15 protein-coding genes and 1 pseudogene are annotated in these 14711 nt (G+C 69.1%); 11 read left to right on the top strand and 5 right to left on the bottom strand.

The features are described 5' to 3' along the window. The first annotated feature begins 276 nt into the window (after positions 1-276). Both AB0I79_RS40005 and AB0I79_RS40000 read left to right on the top strand, forming a co-directional pair. A complete protein-coding gene (locus AB0I79_RS40005) occupies positions 277-1500 on the top strand; it encodes a hypothetical protein (RefSeq protein WP_357884943.1) in 1224 nt (407 codons plus the stop codon). Between the two features lie 538 nt (positions 1501-2038). Further along, on the top strand, positions 2039-2521 hold the full coding sequence (locus AB0I79_RS40000; protein ID WP_357884941.1) for a DUF1801 domain-containing protein: 483 nt from the start codon (positions 2039-2041) through the stop codon (positions 2519-2521). Here the strand turns inward: AB0I79_RS40000 and AB0I79_RS39995 are convergent. Next, complete coding sequence (locus tag AB0I79_RS39995; RefSeq protein ID WP_357884939.1) at positions 2503-2640, bottom strand: hypothetical protein; 138 nt, start codon at positions 2638-2640, stop codon at positions 2503-2505. The genes AB0I79_RS40000 and AB0I79_RS39995 overlap by 19 nt on opposite strands. Between AB0I79_RS39995 and AB0I79_RS39990 the strand changes: the two genes are divergently transcribed. Beyond that, a complete protein-coding gene (locus tag AB0I79_RS39990; protein WP_357884937.1) occupies positions 2639-3499 on the top strand; it encodes an NAD(P)H-binding protein in 861 nt (286 codons plus the stop codon). The genes AB0I79_RS39995 and AB0I79_RS39990 overlap by 2 nt on opposite strands. A 351-nt stretch (positions 3500-3850) precedes the next feature. Then, positions 3851-4961 (top strand): annotated as a pseudogene (locus AB0I79_RS39985) (transposase); the annotation flags it as partial. 169 nt (positions 4962-5130) lie between these two features. On the opposite strand, the gene AB0I79_RS39980 reads toward AB0I79_RS39985, so the two are convergent. Continuing rightward, positions 5131-5913: a MerR family transcriptional regulator gene (locus AB0I79_RS39980; protein ID WP_357884935.1), complete on the bottom strand. Its 783-nt coding sequence runs from the start codon at positions 5911-5913 to the stop codon at positions 5131-5133. A 132-nt stretch (positions 5914-6045) separates the two neighbouring features. Beyond that, positions 6046-7611, bottom strand: coding sequence for a serine hydrolase domain-containing protein (locus AB0I79_RS39975; protein WP_357884933.1), 1566 nt, complete (start codon positions 7609-7611; stop codon positions 6046-6048). A 204-nt stretch (positions 7612-7815) separates the two neighbouring features. Between AB0I79_RS39975 and AB0I79_RS39970 the strand changes: the two genes are divergently transcribed. Beyond that, positions 7816-8076, top strand: coding sequence for a hypothetical protein (locus tag AB0I79_RS39970; RefSeq protein WP_357884931.1), 261 nt, complete (start codon positions 7816-7818; stop codon positions 8074-8076). Between the two features lie 5 nt (positions 8077-8081). Here AB0I79_RS39970 and AB0I79_RS39965 read toward each other — a convergent pair whose 3' ends face one another. After that, positions 8082-8375 (bottom strand): hypothetical protein, encoded by a 294-nt coding sequence (locus AB0I79_RS39965; protein WP_357884929.1) that lies wholly within the window; start codon positions 8373-8375, stop codon positions 8082-8084. 404 nt (positions 8376-8779) lie between these two features. Between AB0I79_RS39965 and AB0I79_RS39960 the strand changes: the two genes are divergently transcribed. The 6 genes from AB0I79_RS39960 (at position 8780) to AB0I79_RS39935 (ending at position 13328) form a co-directional block, all read left to right on the top strand. Continuing rightward, positions 8780-9202: a hypothetical protein gene (locus AB0I79_RS39960; protein WP_357884927.1), complete on the top strand. Its 423-nt coding sequence runs from the start codon at positions 8780-8782 to the stop codon at positions 9200-9202. 555 nt (positions 9203-9757) lie between these two features. Continuing rightward, positions 9758-9922 (top strand): hypothetical protein, encoded by a 165-nt coding sequence (locus tag AB0I79_RS39955; protein ID WP_357884925.1) that lies wholly within the window; start codon positions 9758-9760, stop codon positions 9920-9922. Positions 9923-9942: 20 nt separating this feature from the next. Next, the gene (locus AB0I79_RS39950; protein WP_357884923.1) at positions 9943-10527 is read left to right on the top strand and encodes a GAF and ANTAR domain-containing protein; all 585 of its coding nucleotides are present in this window, start codon (positions 9943-9945) and stop codon (positions 10525-10527) included. Positions 10528-10592: 65 nt separating this feature from the next. Then, on the top strand, positions 10593-10754 hold the full coding sequence (locus tag AB0I79_RS39945; protein ID WP_357884921.1) for a hypothetical protein: 162 nt from the start codon (positions 10593-10595) through the stop codon (positions 10752-10754). Positions 10755-11403: 649 nt separating this feature from the next. Continuing rightward, entirely contained in the window at positions 11404-13023 is a 1620-nt protein-coding gene (locus AB0I79_RS39940; RefSeq protein WP_357884919.1) for a tannase/feruloyl esterase family alpha/beta hydrolase, read from the top strand. A 182-nt stretch (positions 13024-13205) separates the two neighbouring features. Next, on the top strand, positions 13206-13328 hold the full coding sequence (locus AB0I79_RS39935) for a hypothetical protein (protein WP_357884917.1): 123 nt from the start codon (positions 13206-13208) through the stop codon (positions 13326-13328). Positions 13329-13391: 63 nt separating this feature from the next. Here AB0I79_RS39935 and AB0I79_RS39930 read toward each other — a convergent pair whose 3' ends face one another. Then, a complete protein-coding gene (locus tag AB0I79_RS39930; RefSeq protein ID WP_357884915.1) occupies positions 13392-13994 on the bottom strand; it encodes a TetR family transcriptional regulator in 603 nt (200 codons plus the stop codon). Between the last annotated feature and the right edge of the window lie 717 nt (positions 13995-14711).

The raw sequence follows: 14711 nt of genomic DNA, 5'->3' as shown, positions 1-14711 counted from the left end.
AGGCTCGCCGCTCGGCCGCCCCGTCGTCGCGGCCGGCGCCTGGCAGGGCAACACGTTCGTCGCCGATCTCCACGTCATCACCACCCCGCACCGGGTGCGGCTGGTGGTCGACGCCGACGCGGGGACAGCGGTGGCGGCTTGGAACATCGTGCCCCTCACCAGGCCCCATCTGGTGTTGCACGTACGCTCGCCGCTGATGACACGGCCCGGCATGGCGTGGGTGAGGTCGCTACGCGCTGATGAATTCTGACGGTGAAGATCTCTACGCTGCCCCGCATGAATCGTGAGCGAATTCTCCTGACCCATCCCGGCACCTCGAAGCCCCAATATCTGGAACTCCGGGCCGACGGGGCCGAGCTGCGCCGGAGCTGGTGGGCCGGTGCCGGGAAGCCTCAGGAGCGTATGAAGTCGTTCGGCAGCGGACACGCGGCACGCGAGGCCCTGGAGAAGATCGTCACCGAGAAGATGCGTGACGGGTATGCCGTGCTGCGTGAGGTTGCCGCGACCGAGCCGGGCGACGTCGTCGTCCAGTGCGCGACGCCGGCGACCAACGGGATCGTCGCGTTCGCCCTGCACCCGGACGGCAGCACCCTCGCGGTCGCCCGCGGCATTCCTGACCGGGTCAGGCTGCGGCTCGGCTCCGAGGTGCAGACCATCGACTTACGGACCGGTGCCCGCCTGGTGGTGTACGCCGACGCGTCGCGACACTCGGCGGTCCATGACATGGCGTTCGAGCCGGACGGATCGCACCTGACCTTCACAGTCCGGAACACGAGCAGCGGGGAGGAGGCGAGCCACACGGTGGCACTCGCCACCGGTCATGTTCAGCGCCTGTCGCACACCCCCTTGGGGCGGCACGCCGTCGGCGGCCGGATGCTGGTGGCCGACGATCACACGTTGCGCGTGCTGGGCCCGGATGGCCATTCGTGCCTCGAGCTTCCGGCGGGCGAGCCCTTACGGAGCGGTACCGCCACCCTGTCTCCGTCGGGCCGGCTCGTCGGCCTCATCCGGCACGCGGACAACCGCGATGCGGAGTACGACCTCGAGATCTGGGATGTCGGCTCCGGCCGGCGAGTGCTCGGCGTCCCGTGCCCCTTCCCGGCGAGTGCCGATCATGCCCGTGGGCTCGGCAAGCTGATGTTCGACCGGACCGAGCAGCTTCTTGTCGCGAGCGGTGAGACGTTGGGATGCTACGGCGTCTCGGCGGAATCCGGTGCCACGTGCTGGACGATCGAAGACAGGTTGGCTGACGTCGCGCTGTCCCCCGACGGCACCAGGCTCGCCTGCGCCCGCGTCCAAGGCCCGGTCGTCGTCTATGACGTCGCGACCGGACAGCCGCTGGAGCCGCGCTTCGTCGTACCTGGCGAGCCATCACTCTATTACCGCACGGTTGCGTTCTCCGCCGATGGCCGGCTGCTGGCGGTCGGCGACCACCCCGGCCGTGTCACGGTGTTCCGGTTCGACGGCCTGGAGTTCACCAAGTGCCGATTCCATCGCTGATCTTGCACGAGGCGTTCGACTCGGGGGCGGTGCAGGGGTGCGGCGTCGGCCGCCCGGTTGCTGGATCACAGCAGGCGGACGGCAGCGGCCGCCCGCCTGCCGTCCGATGGACGCAGGCTCAGAGGCAGCCCGATCGTCCAGAGCCTGCGCAGAGGCTTCCCTGACCGGCCGGCCATCGCCGCCCTGCTCGGAGCCGCCATCCGGACGGAAGGGTGTGTGTGGTGTATCTCGATCTTGTTTGATTGTCGGGTGGTAGGCGACGTCAGAGGGCGGCAGGGCCGCCGCCGATGCGCGTACGGTGCTGACCGCAGTCGTCCATGTGCTCACCAGCGGCTGCGCCTGGCAGCACCTGCCGGCCTTCTTCCATGTCAGCGTGCCTGCGGCGCACCGCTAGTTCACCAAAAGAGACCTGGGATCAGCAGTCACGTACGGCGTCGCGGGGCGTTGGATCGGTCAGGAATCGAGAAGCCCTGACCTGTGCCGGTGCGGATAGCGTGAGGACATCCCCCTCCCGGCGACTGACAAGGAGCAACACGTCATGAGCGGCACATCGAAGGCCGGCAGCGAGAAGAGGCGACACGATTCCTCGGCGGAGGGATTCTCCGAGCAGGAGCGCGCCGCGATGAAGGCGCGCGCCACCGAGCTGAGGGCGGCGGCACGCGGCGGCCGAGGCGCGAAGAAGGCGGCCGCTGATGAGGCGGCGGTGCTGTCGGCGATCGCCGCGATGGCAGAGCCGGACCGTGCGCTGGCCGAGCGCGTACACGCCGTCGTCACCGCCGCGGCCCCTGAGCTGGCGCCGAGGCTGTGGTACGGCCAGCCCGCCTACGCCAAGGCCGGGAAGGTGGTGTGCTTCTTCCGCAGCGGGCAGGCGGACAAGGAACGCTACTCCTCGTTGGGGTTCAGCGTGGAGGCGAATCTCGACGAGGACGATGGCATGTGGCCGACCGCTTACGCCCTGACAGAGTTGACCGAGGCCAGCGAGGCGGCGATCAGGAAGCTCGTTCAGAAGGCCGTGCGCTGACGCGAACGCGACACCGCCCCGTCCGGTTCGATCATCATGTCCACGTCGGTCACCGGCCGCCACGCGGGCTCGATCGACGGCCCGCGGCCGTCGGCCATCCATGAACGGAGAACCTCCATGACCATCCTGGTGACCGGCGCGACCGGCACGATCGGGCGCATCGTGGTCGACCGCCTGCTGCGAGCCGGACAGCACGTGCGCGCCCTGACGAGGAACCCGGCCACCGCCGCCCTGCCCGACGGCGTAGAACTGGTGGCCGGCGACATCAGTGGCGCGCCCGCCGCGCTCGACGGCGTGGACCGCGCCTACTACCTGGCTGGCCTGCTCGACCCCGACCCCGGCCGCGCCGCCGAGCAGGCCCGCGCCTTCGCCGGACAGGCCGCCAAATCGGGGCTCACCCGCATCGTCACCCTCACCAGCGTGGCCGTCACCATCCGGCGGCCGGGCAGCTACGAGATGCTGCACCAGGTCGAACAGGCCATCGAAGCCTCCGGCCTGCAATGGACCCATGTCCGGCCGGGCGAGTTCGCCATCAACAAGCTGGACATGTGGGGTGAGTCCATCCGCACCGAAGGCGTGGTGCGCAGCGCCTTCCCCGACGCGCTCGGCGTACCCATCCACGAGGCCGACATCGCCGAGGTCGTCGCCGCCGCCCTCGTCCAGGACGGGCACGCCGGGAAGGCCTACTCGCTGAGCGGTCCGCAGGCGCTCAGCCACCGCGAGCAGGCCGCCGCCATCGGCGAGGGACTGGGCAGAAGCCTGCGCTTCGAAGCGCTCACCTACGGCCAGGCACGCGCCTCCTACATCACCGCCGGGATGCCCTACGACATCGCCGAATACCTGCTCGGCTACCAGGCCGAGTACGCCGAGGAGCCGCCCACGGTCCTGCCCGACGTCGAACGCGTCCTCGGCAAGCCCGGCCGCACCCTCGCCCAGTGGGCCACCGACCACCGCGCCGACCTCACCCAGGACTCCTAGCGGCCGGACCGGGACGCCTTGCGTGGTCGCTTCCGGTGGTCCCGGCCACGGCACCCGCCGATCTCCACCGCCGCGCAAGCCGGTCACCGCCGGCGACCTGGAAGCAGGTCAGAGCTCCTCATGTCGCCCATCGCGGTGTTGCCGTCGCCGGTGTTCCAGGCGTGCGCCCGCACCTTGCCGCCAGCTCGGACTCGGCCGAGGCAAAGTCCTTCAGCCCGAACGCCTTGGCGATCTCCCAGGTATGTTCTGCCGCGTCTTGTCCCGCTCGGTGCAACGCTTCACACAGGACGGATCATCGACCCCCAGCTGGGCGGCGACGACGTCCAGGACCTCGTCCGGTGCCTACAGCGGCGCGACCGCCTGTCCCACGTTGACCAGAACTACGTGCGCGCCGAGACCACGCCGCGGCCAACGCGATCCTCATCAAGGCCCAGCGCGGCGTGCCGATCGTGAAGTTGTGGGGCGGCGGGCTGCTGGTCTCGGGTCGATGGGCTGCGCTTCGTCGTCCCGGTCCAAACGAACAACGCCGCCCCCTCACCGAAGTACTTCGGCTACAAACGCGGCCTCACACTCCTCAACGCCGTAAACGAGCAAGTGATGGGGATCGGGCAGGTGGTCGTGCCAGGCACCCCGCGCGACTCGCTGTACATCCTGGACTGCCTGATCAACATCGACGCCGGGCCGAAACCCGAGCTGGTCACGACGGATCAGGCCAGCGAAAGCGACATGGTGTTCGGCATCTTCTCCATGCTCGGCTACCGGTTCGCGCCCCGCTTCGCCGGCCTGGGCGACCAAAGGTTCTGGCGCGCCGACCTGCCCGACGGCACGACACCCAAACACGGGCCGCTGGAGCGATCGCCCGCAACAAGATCAACCGGCAGAAGATCCACCCCAGGGGTCGGACCTGACCCGGGTCGCCGGATCGCTGGTGACCAACCAGGTGCGCGCCTACGACCTGCTGCGCATGTTCGCCCGAGGCGGGCGCCCGACCCCGCTGGGGCAAGCGTTCGCCGAGTACGGCCGCATCGACAAGACCCTGCACCTGCTGTCCATCCTGGACCCGATCGACGACACCTACCGGCGCAGACTGAACAAGCAGCTCACCACCCAGGAATCCTGGCACCGGCCGGCCCGCAAGATCTGCCACGGCAACGGCGGGAAGATCCGTCAGGCCTACCGCGAAGGACAAGAAGACCAACTGGCGGCTCTTGGTCTTGTCGTCAACGCGGTCGCGCTGTGGAACTCGAAGTACCTGTCGGCCACCGTCGGCCAGCTGCGCGCCCACGGCATCCCGGTCAAAGACGAGGACGCCGCCCGGCTCAGCCCGCTTGGTCACGCCCACCTCAACGTCCTGGGCCGCTACGTCATCGCCTCCTCCGCCCCGGCCGAAGGGCTGCGGCAGCTCGGCGAGATACCCGACGTGCCCGACGGCGACAGCGGCGTGGACGAGGAGGGGGTGTAGCGGCCACGACCGGCGTTCTTGTCCTGAGGCTTTCCTTGAGCTGGACGGCGAATCGCCCCGTCGTGCCCGACCTGGCAGCGCGATCCTGTCCTTTGGCCGCTCCGTCGGAGGACGCGTGGATGCCTGAGGAGATGCACCCAGCGTGCGACGAGCCGCTCCAGCGGCGCGATCAGTGGGTGTCTGGTCTGGGGATATGGATGCCCGCGGCGCGGAGCTTGGCCTCGACGAGCGCGACCCCCCGGGCCGCGGCCGATCCCTGTTCTTCGCCGTGGTGGGCGATCAGGTGGTACCGGGCCGCGGCGTCGGTGCGGGCTTGCAGGCCGGTCACGATCTTCAGGTGTGCGGGGTTGGCGAGGAAGTGCTCGGCAATGGCAGCGGCGAGCTCGGCCAGGCGCGGGTCGTCCGGCTCCCATGCCGTGGCTTGGATTGCGTGCTTGCTCAACGCGACGAAGTGGGGGTCGTCGAGGGCGTGCTCGACATGGGTGAGGAAGTCGTCGAAGCCCTCGGGGACCAGGGCCCTGGCCAGCACCCAGCCCTCCCTGGTGGCCGCCACCTGCTCCGCGGGGACGCCGAGGCCGGACATCCGCTTCAGCAGCGCCACGGCGCGGTCGGGCAGCAGGGTCCGGTCTCCGTCGGCGAGCCGGTGCAGCGTGTCACGGCGCGCGGTCAGCTCCTCGATGCGTTCGGTGAGCTGCCGCTCGACGTCGGCGAGCGCGGCGGCGAACTGGGGGGCGTCGGCGTCGAGCAGGGGCCCGATGTCGGCCAGCGGCACCCCGGCGGCGGCCAGCGTCCTGACCTGCACCAGCCGCAGCAGCTCGGCCGATCCGTACCTGCGGTAGCCGGAGCTGTCGCGCTCCGGCTCCTGCACCAGGCCGAGCTTGTGGTAGTGCCGCACCGTCTTCACCGTGACGCCGACGAAGGCCGCCGCCTGCCCGATCGTGACTCCGTTCATCGGCTGAATCCTGCCTTGTGCTCGAGTTCGGCGACAAGGCAGACCCCAGCCGAGCAGGTGGCCCCCCATTCACGTTCTCCCTGATGCACGACCGGAAGGGGTCGCCTCTGGAGGCGTACGGGTCACAGGAGTTCAGTCCGCCGGCTGAGCCGGATCGGCCTGCTCGCCGCAGAACACCTCGTTGACGAGCCTTTGCTGGGCGTTCTGGACCGTTGTCGCCATGGACATGTCGGCGTCGTCCACCCAGTTCAGTACGGCGGTCATGGTTTTGCTGCCGTCGGGTGTGCTGTACATCAGCGTCGTGGAGCCGACCGTGCCGCCGTTGTGGGTGATGACGGTGCCGCCGCAATCCGTTTTCTGGACGATCACTCCCAGCCCGTACTCGAAGTTCGGGATGCCCGTGGCGCGTGGGGTGCACATCTCGGCCAGCAGTGGGGTCGGCAGGAGCTTGCCGCCTATCAGCGCAGTGATGAACGTGTGGAGGTCCTGGCTGGTCGAGATCATGTCACCGCCGGTGGAGACCCAGGAGGGGTTGTGGCGGGTGATGTCGATCGTCTTCTGCCGGCCGGCATCCTCGTAGCGGTAGTAGATGTGGGTGTGTGGCTCAGGGATCTCCGGCGAGGCATCCGGCACCACCGTGCCCGACAGCCCGAGCGGCCCCAGGATCCGTTGCTGCATCTCCTCGGCCAGCGAGCGGCCGGTGACCTTCTCGATCAGCAGCCGGGCCAGCACGTAGTTGGTGTTGGAATAGCTCCAGCCCGTCCCCGGCTCGAACCGGGCCGGCTTGGACAGCGCCAGTCGTACCAGCTCCTCGGGCCGGTAGGTGTGGAACCGGTTGTCCACCCACTCCTTGCCCGTGGTGCCGTAGGGCACGGGGATCCCGTGCACGATCGACCCGTCGTCGTAGACCTCGCCGGTGAAGTTGAACAGCCCGCTGGTGTGCTGCAACAGCATCCGCACCGTGATCCGCCGGTCCAGCCCGAACTCGGGCAGGTAGTCGGCCGCCGTGGTGTCCAGCTCGATCTTGCCCTCGGCCACCAGCTGCAGCACCAGGGTCGCGGTGAAGGTCTTGGTGTTGCTGCCGATCCGGGCATGCCCGTTGACCGGCGGCTTGGCGGTCCCGCCCAGCTCGGCCGCCCCGGCGCTGCCGGCCCACGCGCCCCGCTCATCGTTCACCCGCAGCGACACCCCGACGAAACCGGACTTTACGATCTCCTCGATCGCCTTCTGCAGCTCCGGGCGATCCTGCCCGGCCGCAGCTTCCGGCACGGCCCCGCTGTCCGCAACGGCCACCCTGGCGGTGTCGAGGGCTTCGGTGATCTTGCGGGCCATCTCGGCCGTGGCGGGACTCGGCCGGCCCTGGTGCATCTGGGCGGTCTCGACAGCGACGAGGACGGTGCTGCGGAAGTTGCCGGCCTCGGCCGGATCCTGCTGCTTCAGGAGGTTGATGGCCGCGGTCAGAGCCGGCAGCACGCGGTCGGCGATCTCGGCCACCGACGTGCCGGCCAGGTCCCTGCCGCTGGGGTGCTCGGCGAGCACGTGGCCGACCAGGCCGGTGGCCGAGCCCAGGGCGATGCTGCCATTGGTGGCGATCTTGTGAGGCTTGCCGGCGGCACCGGCGGCGGCCATCAGCGACACGGCGCCGTACGCGGCAATCCGCAGGGTGCTCTTGTCCTGATCGGAAAGGGTGATCGTCATGGTGGTTTGCCCTTCGAAGTTGTTATGTCCGGGTCGGCGTCGCGCCGCTGCGCCGAGCTTCCACCCTGACCTAAGGTCAACCTCAACCGTGATCTAGATCACAGTTGCCTTGAGGTTCGAGACAGCTTTGGGAGCAGGACGCCGTCCCCCGCCGGGCGGCAGTCGCTGGTCGCCGACAGCGACATCCCGCCGGTTTTCCGCCCCTTGTACGGGCTGCCGATCGGGCACCGCTGGGAGCATGTACCCGGGGTCACGCTCATCGGAGACGCCGCCCACCTGGCACCTCCGGACGGCGAAGGAGCGAACTGGGCGCTGTTCGACGCCGGCCAGCTCGGCAACGCCATCGCCGGACAGCCCGAGGACATCGACGCGGCCATCCGCGCCTACGAAGCCGCGCTGTTCCCGCGGAACATCGACACCGCCACCGCAGCCGCGGCTTACTACCCCGACTTCAAACCGTACTGACACAGCTATCCCAGGCAAGCGGCGTCACCGCGGAGTGCTGGTCGGGCCTGGCCGTAGGAGAGGCAGGCCAGGCCGGTGTCCGGGCAGACGTCCCGGGCCGGGAGCATCTTGCCCGGACCGGAGCGGCGGTGGGTGACGAACATCGGCCCGCGGGTGCGTCCCGCGAGCAAGCGCGGCAGCAGCCGGGCAGTGCAGGCGTCCCAGACACTCTCTCCAGCCGCCCGGGTCGGTACGTACCCGGCCAGAACGTCGGTCTCCAGCGCCTCCAGGCCCTCGACGGTGACCGGGGCACGGGCCACCCGCAGAAGATCCTTCACCACTGTCGGCGCTGACTCCGGCCACCTCGCCTTCACCATCACAGCAAGACGAACGACCAGGGTGATAGGCCTTCAGAAACCCTGAAATCTCACCAACACCAAAAGAAGGAACACCAGCAGATAAGCCCAGGTCCTGCGGCTAGAGAGGCCGAAGATGGTCAGGGGAACTCAGGGGTTATTGCATATACGGCCCGTCCACGGCTGCCCATCGCATTGCCGGAGGTGTGGGTGTAGGCGCGGCCGCGCAGTTGCTGCCCTGCATCGGGCACGGGAGCCGGGAAGTCGGGCGGTCTGGCCGGCCGGAACGCTGCGCCGGCCGGCCGCGTCAGCGGTCGTGTCAGCGTGACATCGGCTGGGCATCAGAGCGGTCCGCGACCGTAACGACCATGAACGGTTCAGTGATCGCGGCCGCGACGTCGCGTAAGGCGTACGGGGACCAGATCGTCCTGGACGGCATCGGCTTCCGCCACACAGTGCGGGGCCCGCTGGCCCGCTACGACGTCATGCTCGGGAGGCTCGTGGCCATCGGGATCATCATCGGGCTCGTGCCGGCGGGCAAGCAGGGGCCGGGGGTGCGGCCATCGGCTCCATCGTCGTTCACCCCGCTCATCGAGACCCTGCGCGGCCTGCTGACCTGGCCCGCCGTCGGCGGGCCAGGTCATCATGGCCATCGCCGGGTGCGCCGGGCTCTCGTTGCTCGGCTACCTGTGGGTACGCGCGCAGTTCACGAAGCGAGCATGAGCTTGGCCGGCTCACGCCGGTCGAGCTGCCCATCGGCCCGGGTCAGCACCTCGGCGATCACCGGGTGATACGTGTGCTCCTCCGCCATGGACGGCAACGGCATGAAACCCCCTTGTCGCGGCGACGGAGATCTGCTCATGGACCCGCCCAGGACGAGCTTTGGAACGGGAAATCTTCCTTACCGCATCCTCGCAGATGTCAGGTCGTCGCTTCGCGGGATGGCGCCGGTGAGCCGTGGCGGCGTACGACCGGAAGGGTGAGCAGGCGACGCTGCGCCTGGCGACTGTGCCCGGACCTGCTGTCGACGTAGGCGCTGTCGCCCCAGATGAGGGTGAGCTGCGGGTGCAGCATCCGCAACCGGCGGCTGTGGTCAAGGGCAGGCCGTAGCGATTGCGAGTTCGGGTTGCCAAGGGCGCGTAGGGTCAAGGTGGCCCTGCTTGAGCAGCGTGTTTGTTGATCTGGTCGCCGCCGCTTTCGGCGGGTGGAGTCGCGCAACGAGGTGCGCGCCCGTGCCGGCCGCCTGAGGATTTCCTCCGGTGAGGGCGGTCCGGTTGCCGGACATGGCGCGACAGCGACGCCTGCGCCCAGAAAGGGGACCCCCTCACGTGGGGGTGTGCCGTCTCATGGCCGACCAGCCCGTACCCGCCCAGCCCGCCCCCGTCCCCATGCCCCCGTATCTGCGCGAGCTGACCGCGCTGCTGCTGCCGACCGCCAACGTGGAGCAGGCGCTGGGCCGCCTGGCCGATGTGGCCGCCCGTTCCACCCCCGGCGCCTCGCTGTCGGGGTAACCCTGCGGCGCGTTGGTCGCGTGCTGACCGTGGCCTCCACCAGCGCGCACGCCATGATGATCGACGAGGCCCAGTACAACAACGGCCACGGCGGCCCCTGCCTGGAGGCGATGCGCACCGGCGAGATCATCACCGTCACCGACATGCCCAGCGAGCATCGCTGGGGCGACTACCCGGCCCAGATGCTCGCCCACGGCGTGCACGGCATCTACTCCCATCCCCTGCGCGGCGGCGAGGAACTGATGGGTGCGCTGAACGTCTACGCCATCACCGACGCCGCCATCGGCCCGGCCGCCCGCCAGGCCATCGCGGCCACCGCCGAGCACGCCGGGGTGCTGCTGCAGACCGGGCTGACCACCGCCCAGCACGTCGAACTGACCGACGACCTGCGCCAGTCGCTGACCAGCCGCGCGATCATCGACCAGGCGCTGGGCATCATCATGGGCCAGCGCCGCTGCACCGCCTCCCACGCCTTCGAGGTCCTGCGCCTGGCCTCGCAGAACCGCAACCGCAAACCGCACGACGTCGCCGCCGACATCATCACCGCCGTCACCGGCCGGCCACCCGAACCGCCGCCCTTCGCCGCCCCTGGAACGCCGGCGTGACGACAGAAATGACATGCGCTGGGGGGAGGGCCTGGCGGGCCCCGCCATCATGAGAGTTGTCGTCGGTGAGAGTGCCGCCGCGCCACACGGAGGAACCCCACATCGCCGCCAGCGGCCGGATGATCATCGTGGCGTTCCGTGGCACCCAGAGCCAGGCAATCTGCGACTGGCTGTCGGACGCCAACGGACTGCTGACCTCGATCCCGGCGTCGGCTCGGCTACTGTGACGACGTGGGCGAGAAGGTGTAGCGCTGTTCGAAGCGGCGTAGATCGGACTCGTGCCGCCATTGCAAGGCGGCCTTGGGATTGTCGCGCAGGAACGCGGCGCAAGCGGCGCCGGGGCGGTCGGCTCCGAGGTGTTGGCCGGCACAGGCGGCGACGGGACGGTGCCGGCGCCAGCCTTGCTTCCCCTCGGCCCAGGGGACGATGTGCCGGACGTGCGTGGCGAAGGCCACGGTGTCGCCCCCGGGGGCCAGTCCTTATGCGCCGGCCCACCCCTCCTGAAAGATGTGCGGCACTGGAAACGGCCGGGACGGCCGCTCGCCCGCTTTGGACTCCTGGTCTAGTTCTGCCTGTTACTGGTCAGCGGCCGCTCGTGCGGGCGCGCGCATGAGGCAGTCTCACCGGGCCTGTCTGGCACTCAGTGCCCAACTGACATATAGTGTCCGTCATGTGAAAGAACCCACCCCTCAGCAGCGCAGGAGAGGTTGAGCCAGCGGGGTGGAGGGCGCGCTGAGGCGTGCGATGGCCGCTCCACCTGGTGGACGTGCCACACGGTCCTGTAGCGATCCAAGGCTGGACGGGAGATGTATGTCCTCTTTCTTTAGGCGCAAAAGATGGTCCACCACTTTCAACGCGGCGCTCACGCTCACGCTCATGCTCACGGCGGTCGGCGCCGGTGCCTACGAGGCGGAAGCGTCGGCGGCCGAGAGCTGTTCCGGCCTGAACGGAATGACGATCGCGGCCGGGGCCATCGCTCTTCCGACCGGCGGCGCCACCATTTCTTCGGCGGTCGCCGCGAATGCCGGTGGCGCGGGGAACCAGGCTTATGGCGCCCATTGCCTGGTCTCGGGAGACATCAAACCGGTCGACCCGGTCGCGCCGAACATCAAATTCCAGGTGGCGTTGCCGGAAGAGTGGAACGGCAAGGCCGTGATGCTCGGTGGCGCCGGCCTGAATGGATTCGTCCCACCGCTCACGAACGCGTCGAATCTCTGGGGCGCCCAGAAGATGCCGCTGCCGCTGAGCCGAGGGTATGCGGTCTTCTCCAGCGACTCCGGGCACCAGCCCGAAGAGGGGGAACCGCCCGCCGCTTTCGGCGCCAATCATGAGGCTCTCAAGAACTATGCCGGCGACGCGCTGAAGAAGACGCGTGACGTCGCGGTGTCGCTCATCACCTCCCGCTACGGCCGCGGGCCCGGCACATCCTATTTCATCGGCTATTCCAAGGGTGGTGGCGAAGCGCTGGCCGTCGCGCAGCGCTGGCCGGCCGATTGGGACGGTGTGGTCGCCGGCGCGGCGGGCTGGAATGTCACCGGGGTGGCGCTCAACATGCTCCATGCCGCCCAGGCGGTGGCGGAGCCCGGGGCATGGCTGAACGAGGCCGAGCGGCACACTCTCTACACCAGGGTGATGAAGGTGTGCGACCCGCTCGACGGCGCGAAGGACGGCGTCATCAGCAACGTCCGCTCCTGCGAGGTCCGGTTCGACCCCGCTGTCCTGCGCTGCCCCAAGGGCCAGGACAGGGGCGACACCTGCCTGTCCGGCGTCCAGCTCGCGGCGCTGAAGCGGATGAACGAGCCCAAGCCCTTGTCGTACGTCATCGGCACGGGCGAAACCAGTGTCCTCGGCTATCCGGTCTACATTGCCGACCATGGCGGTGGCGTGCCCGACTTCCCGCAGAAGGCGCTGCTGACGCAGGTCGGCGTCTACGGCTCGGCCGCGCCCGCTTTCCCGCCGACCCCGCAAATGCCCCTGGCGCTCGCCGACGGCGTCATCCGTCACATGATCGTGGGAGACCCGAACTTCAACACGCTGGCGATGGACATGACGAGCGGAAGCGGGATGGCCTCGCGTATCGCGGCCCACTCGGCGCTCTTCTCCAATGTCACCGATCTGTCGGGCTTCCTGAACAGAAAGGGCAAGCTGCTGCTCTGGACGGGCAGCGCCGAACCGGCGGCCAGAACGACGGAACACTATTACGCGCGGATCCAGGCCACCATGGGGCCGTCGCGGGTGGACTCGTTCGTTCGCTATTACGAGATCCCGGGCGCGCAGCACGGCCCCTCGTCGTCTTTCCAGCCGGAGTGGGATCAGCTGGCGGCCATCGAGAACTGGGTCGAGAAAGGCATCGATCCCGCGAACAACCTCGTCGCGACCGACGATTCCGGGGTGCCCGGCCGGACCAGGCCGCTGTGCATGTTTCCTGGCTGGCCCAAGTACGAAGGCTCCGGTGACGTCGACAGCGCGGCTTCTTTCACGTGTGCCACGCGCTGATGACCGCCGGCCCGGAAGGCCCCGGGAGGGGGTGCGCAGTGGCGGGGCGGCAGGTGGGGGTGGAGAGCAGCCGCCCTACCGTCGCTGGTAACTCATTGTAGTCAGGGGCTACGTCGTCACCAGGTGCTTCGGCAATGACAGATCAGGAACCATCAACCCCGATCAGTACAAAGGGAGCCCACATGCTCAGAGGCATCGCAGCCGTCGGAGGCCTCCTCAGCAGCAACAACCTGCTCGACGACAACTTCCTGGGCGGCCTCGTCGGTGGCGCGCGACCCGCCAACCTTACCGGCAGCCCCTTGTAACCCGCCGCGCACACAAGCCGAGAGTCCTCCGGCCACGCGCTCGGAGGACTCTCGCACGCCCGGTCACGCCCCGGTCATGACGGGAGCGACGGCGGTGAAGGCCGCGATCAGGAACTCGCCGAGCGGGGTCTCGCCGTTGGCGTGGGTCCACGCCTCCCCGGCGGTGTCCATGCAGGCGATGGCCGCGGCGACGACGGCTCGCGCCTGAACGTCGGCGTGCGGGCCCCCGCCGGCCGACACGAGGCGGCGGCGGACCTCGGGAAGCAGCTCGTCCTGCCACTGGCGGTGCTTCTCGGCGCTACGGGCCCGCAGAGACGGCGTGCCGTACATCATCGCGGAGATCTTGAGCAGCTGTTCCTTGGGCGCCGACGTCTGCTCCAGGCCGAGGAACGCCCGCAGCAGCGCGGTCCAGGCGTCCTCGTCGGCCGGACGCTGCTCCAGGGCGGCACGCAGGACGGCGCCGTCGGCGGCGAGGTGCCGCAGGGCGACGTCTTCCTTGGTGCCGAAGTAACGGAAGAAGGAACGGCGTGAGATGCCCGCGGCGGCGACGATCTCATCGATCGTCGTGGCTTCGAAACCTCGCTCCAGGAACAGGCTCATGGCGACGGCGCTGATCTCGTCGTGCACGGCGTGCCGGGTACGGCTCCAGAGGCCTTCGGTGGGCATCGCTCCAGCGTACCAAGTGCCGTGGTGGCACCACGCGCCAGCGGGGCACCGGCTCGGTGTCGCGGCGCGCTGCGTAGTGGCGGTCCGGCGCCGTCCGGGTTGGGGGTGATTCGTCGGCCATCGCGCTGGTCGTCCTTCCGTGTGTCCGTTCGATGTCGTGCTGCCACCGTGGCAGGAATGGCAGGTACGCGATGGCCTCGTGCCCGGATCGGAACGGGGACGGGCCCGCTGTTCTGGGCCCAGGTGAACCCCTACGGCCGGTTCCGGTTGGACATGGAGAGTCGGCTCGGTCTCACTGCGGCGTGAGCGGACCTCCGGTGGGATGGCATCGGCCCGCTGCGAGCCTCACCTGTGGTCGCGGAGGAAGGCGGAGATGCCCGCGCGGGTTGGGTCATTGGGCAGGGGCGACGGCCGGCCCTGGAGGAACGCTGTGATGACGGCGGCGGCGCGCTCGTTGTTGTCGTCGAGGCCGTTCCACATGCGGTGTCCGACGCCGGGCAGGTATTGGGTTCGCTCGATGGCGGGGTCGGCGGCGAGGATGCTGGTCTGCCATTGGCGTGTCTGTGAGGAGCATTCGGCGATCCAGCATGGCGGGGGTCCGGGAGCGGCTCAGCGCGGGAACGATGGAGGGTGAGTCTTTGATCGTCTGCTGGATGCGCAGCTGGCGGCGGCGTTGAAGGAGAAGTTCTCATTCGGCGCTGCAACATCTCGCGTAAG

Source organism: Nonomuraea sp. NPDC050202 (assembly GCF_040656115.1).
Lineage (GTDB): Bacteria > Actinomycetota > Actinomycetes > Streptosporangiales > Streptosporangiaceae > Nonomuraea.
Note: the sequence above shows the minus strand (reverse complement) of the source record. Positions and strands in the feature narration are given on the sequence as shown.

Excerpts from the sequence above, each read along its gene's own strand:
- AB0I79_RS40005 (WP_357884943.1), top strand. The coding sequence starts at position 277 with ATGAATCGTGAGCGAATTCTCCTGACCCATCCCGGCACCTCGAAGCCC.
- AB0I79_RS39960 (WP_357884927.1), top strand. The coding sequence starts at position 8,780 with ATGAACGGTTCAGTGATCGCGGCCGCGACGTCGCGTAAGGCGTACGGG.
- AB0I79_RS39975 (WP_357884933.1), bottom strand. The coding sequence starts at position 7,611 with ATGACGATCACCCTTTCCGATCAGGACAAGAGCACCCTGCGGATTGCC.
- AB0I79_RS40000 (WP_357884941.1), top strand. The coding sequence starts at position 2,039 with ATGAGCGGCACATCGAAGGCCGGCAGCGAGAAGAGGCGACACGATTCC.
- AB0I79_RS39940 (WP_357884919.1), top strand. The coding sequence starts at position 11,404 with ATGCTCACGGCGGTCGGCGCCGGTGCCTACGAGGCGGAAGCGTCGGCG.
- AB0I79_RS39990 (WP_357884937.1), top strand. The coding sequence starts at position 2,639 with ATGACCATCCTGGTGACCGGCGCGACCGGCACGATCGGGCGCATCGTG.
- AB0I79_RS39995 (WP_357884939.1), bottom strand. The coding sequence starts at position 2,640 with ATGGAGGTTCTCCGTTCATGGATGGCCGACGGCCGCGGGCCGTCGATC.
- AB0I79_RS39955 (WP_357884925.1), top strand. The coding sequence starts at position 9,758 with ATGGCCGACCAGCCCGTACCCGCCCAGCCCGCCCCCGTCCCCATGCCC.
- AB0I79_RS39930 (WP_357884915.1), bottom strand. The coding sequence starts at position 13,994 with ATGCCCACCGAAGGCCTCTGGAGCCGTACCCGGCACGCCGTGCACGAC.
- AB0I79_RS39935 (WP_357884917.1), top strand. The coding sequence starts at position 13,206 with ATGCTCAGAGGCATCGCAGCCGTCGGAGGCCTCCTCAGCAGCAACAAC.
- AB0I79_RS39980 (WP_357884935.1), bottom strand. The coding sequence starts at position 5,913 with ATGAACGGAGTCACGATCGGGCAGGCGGCGGCCTTCGTCGGCGTCACG.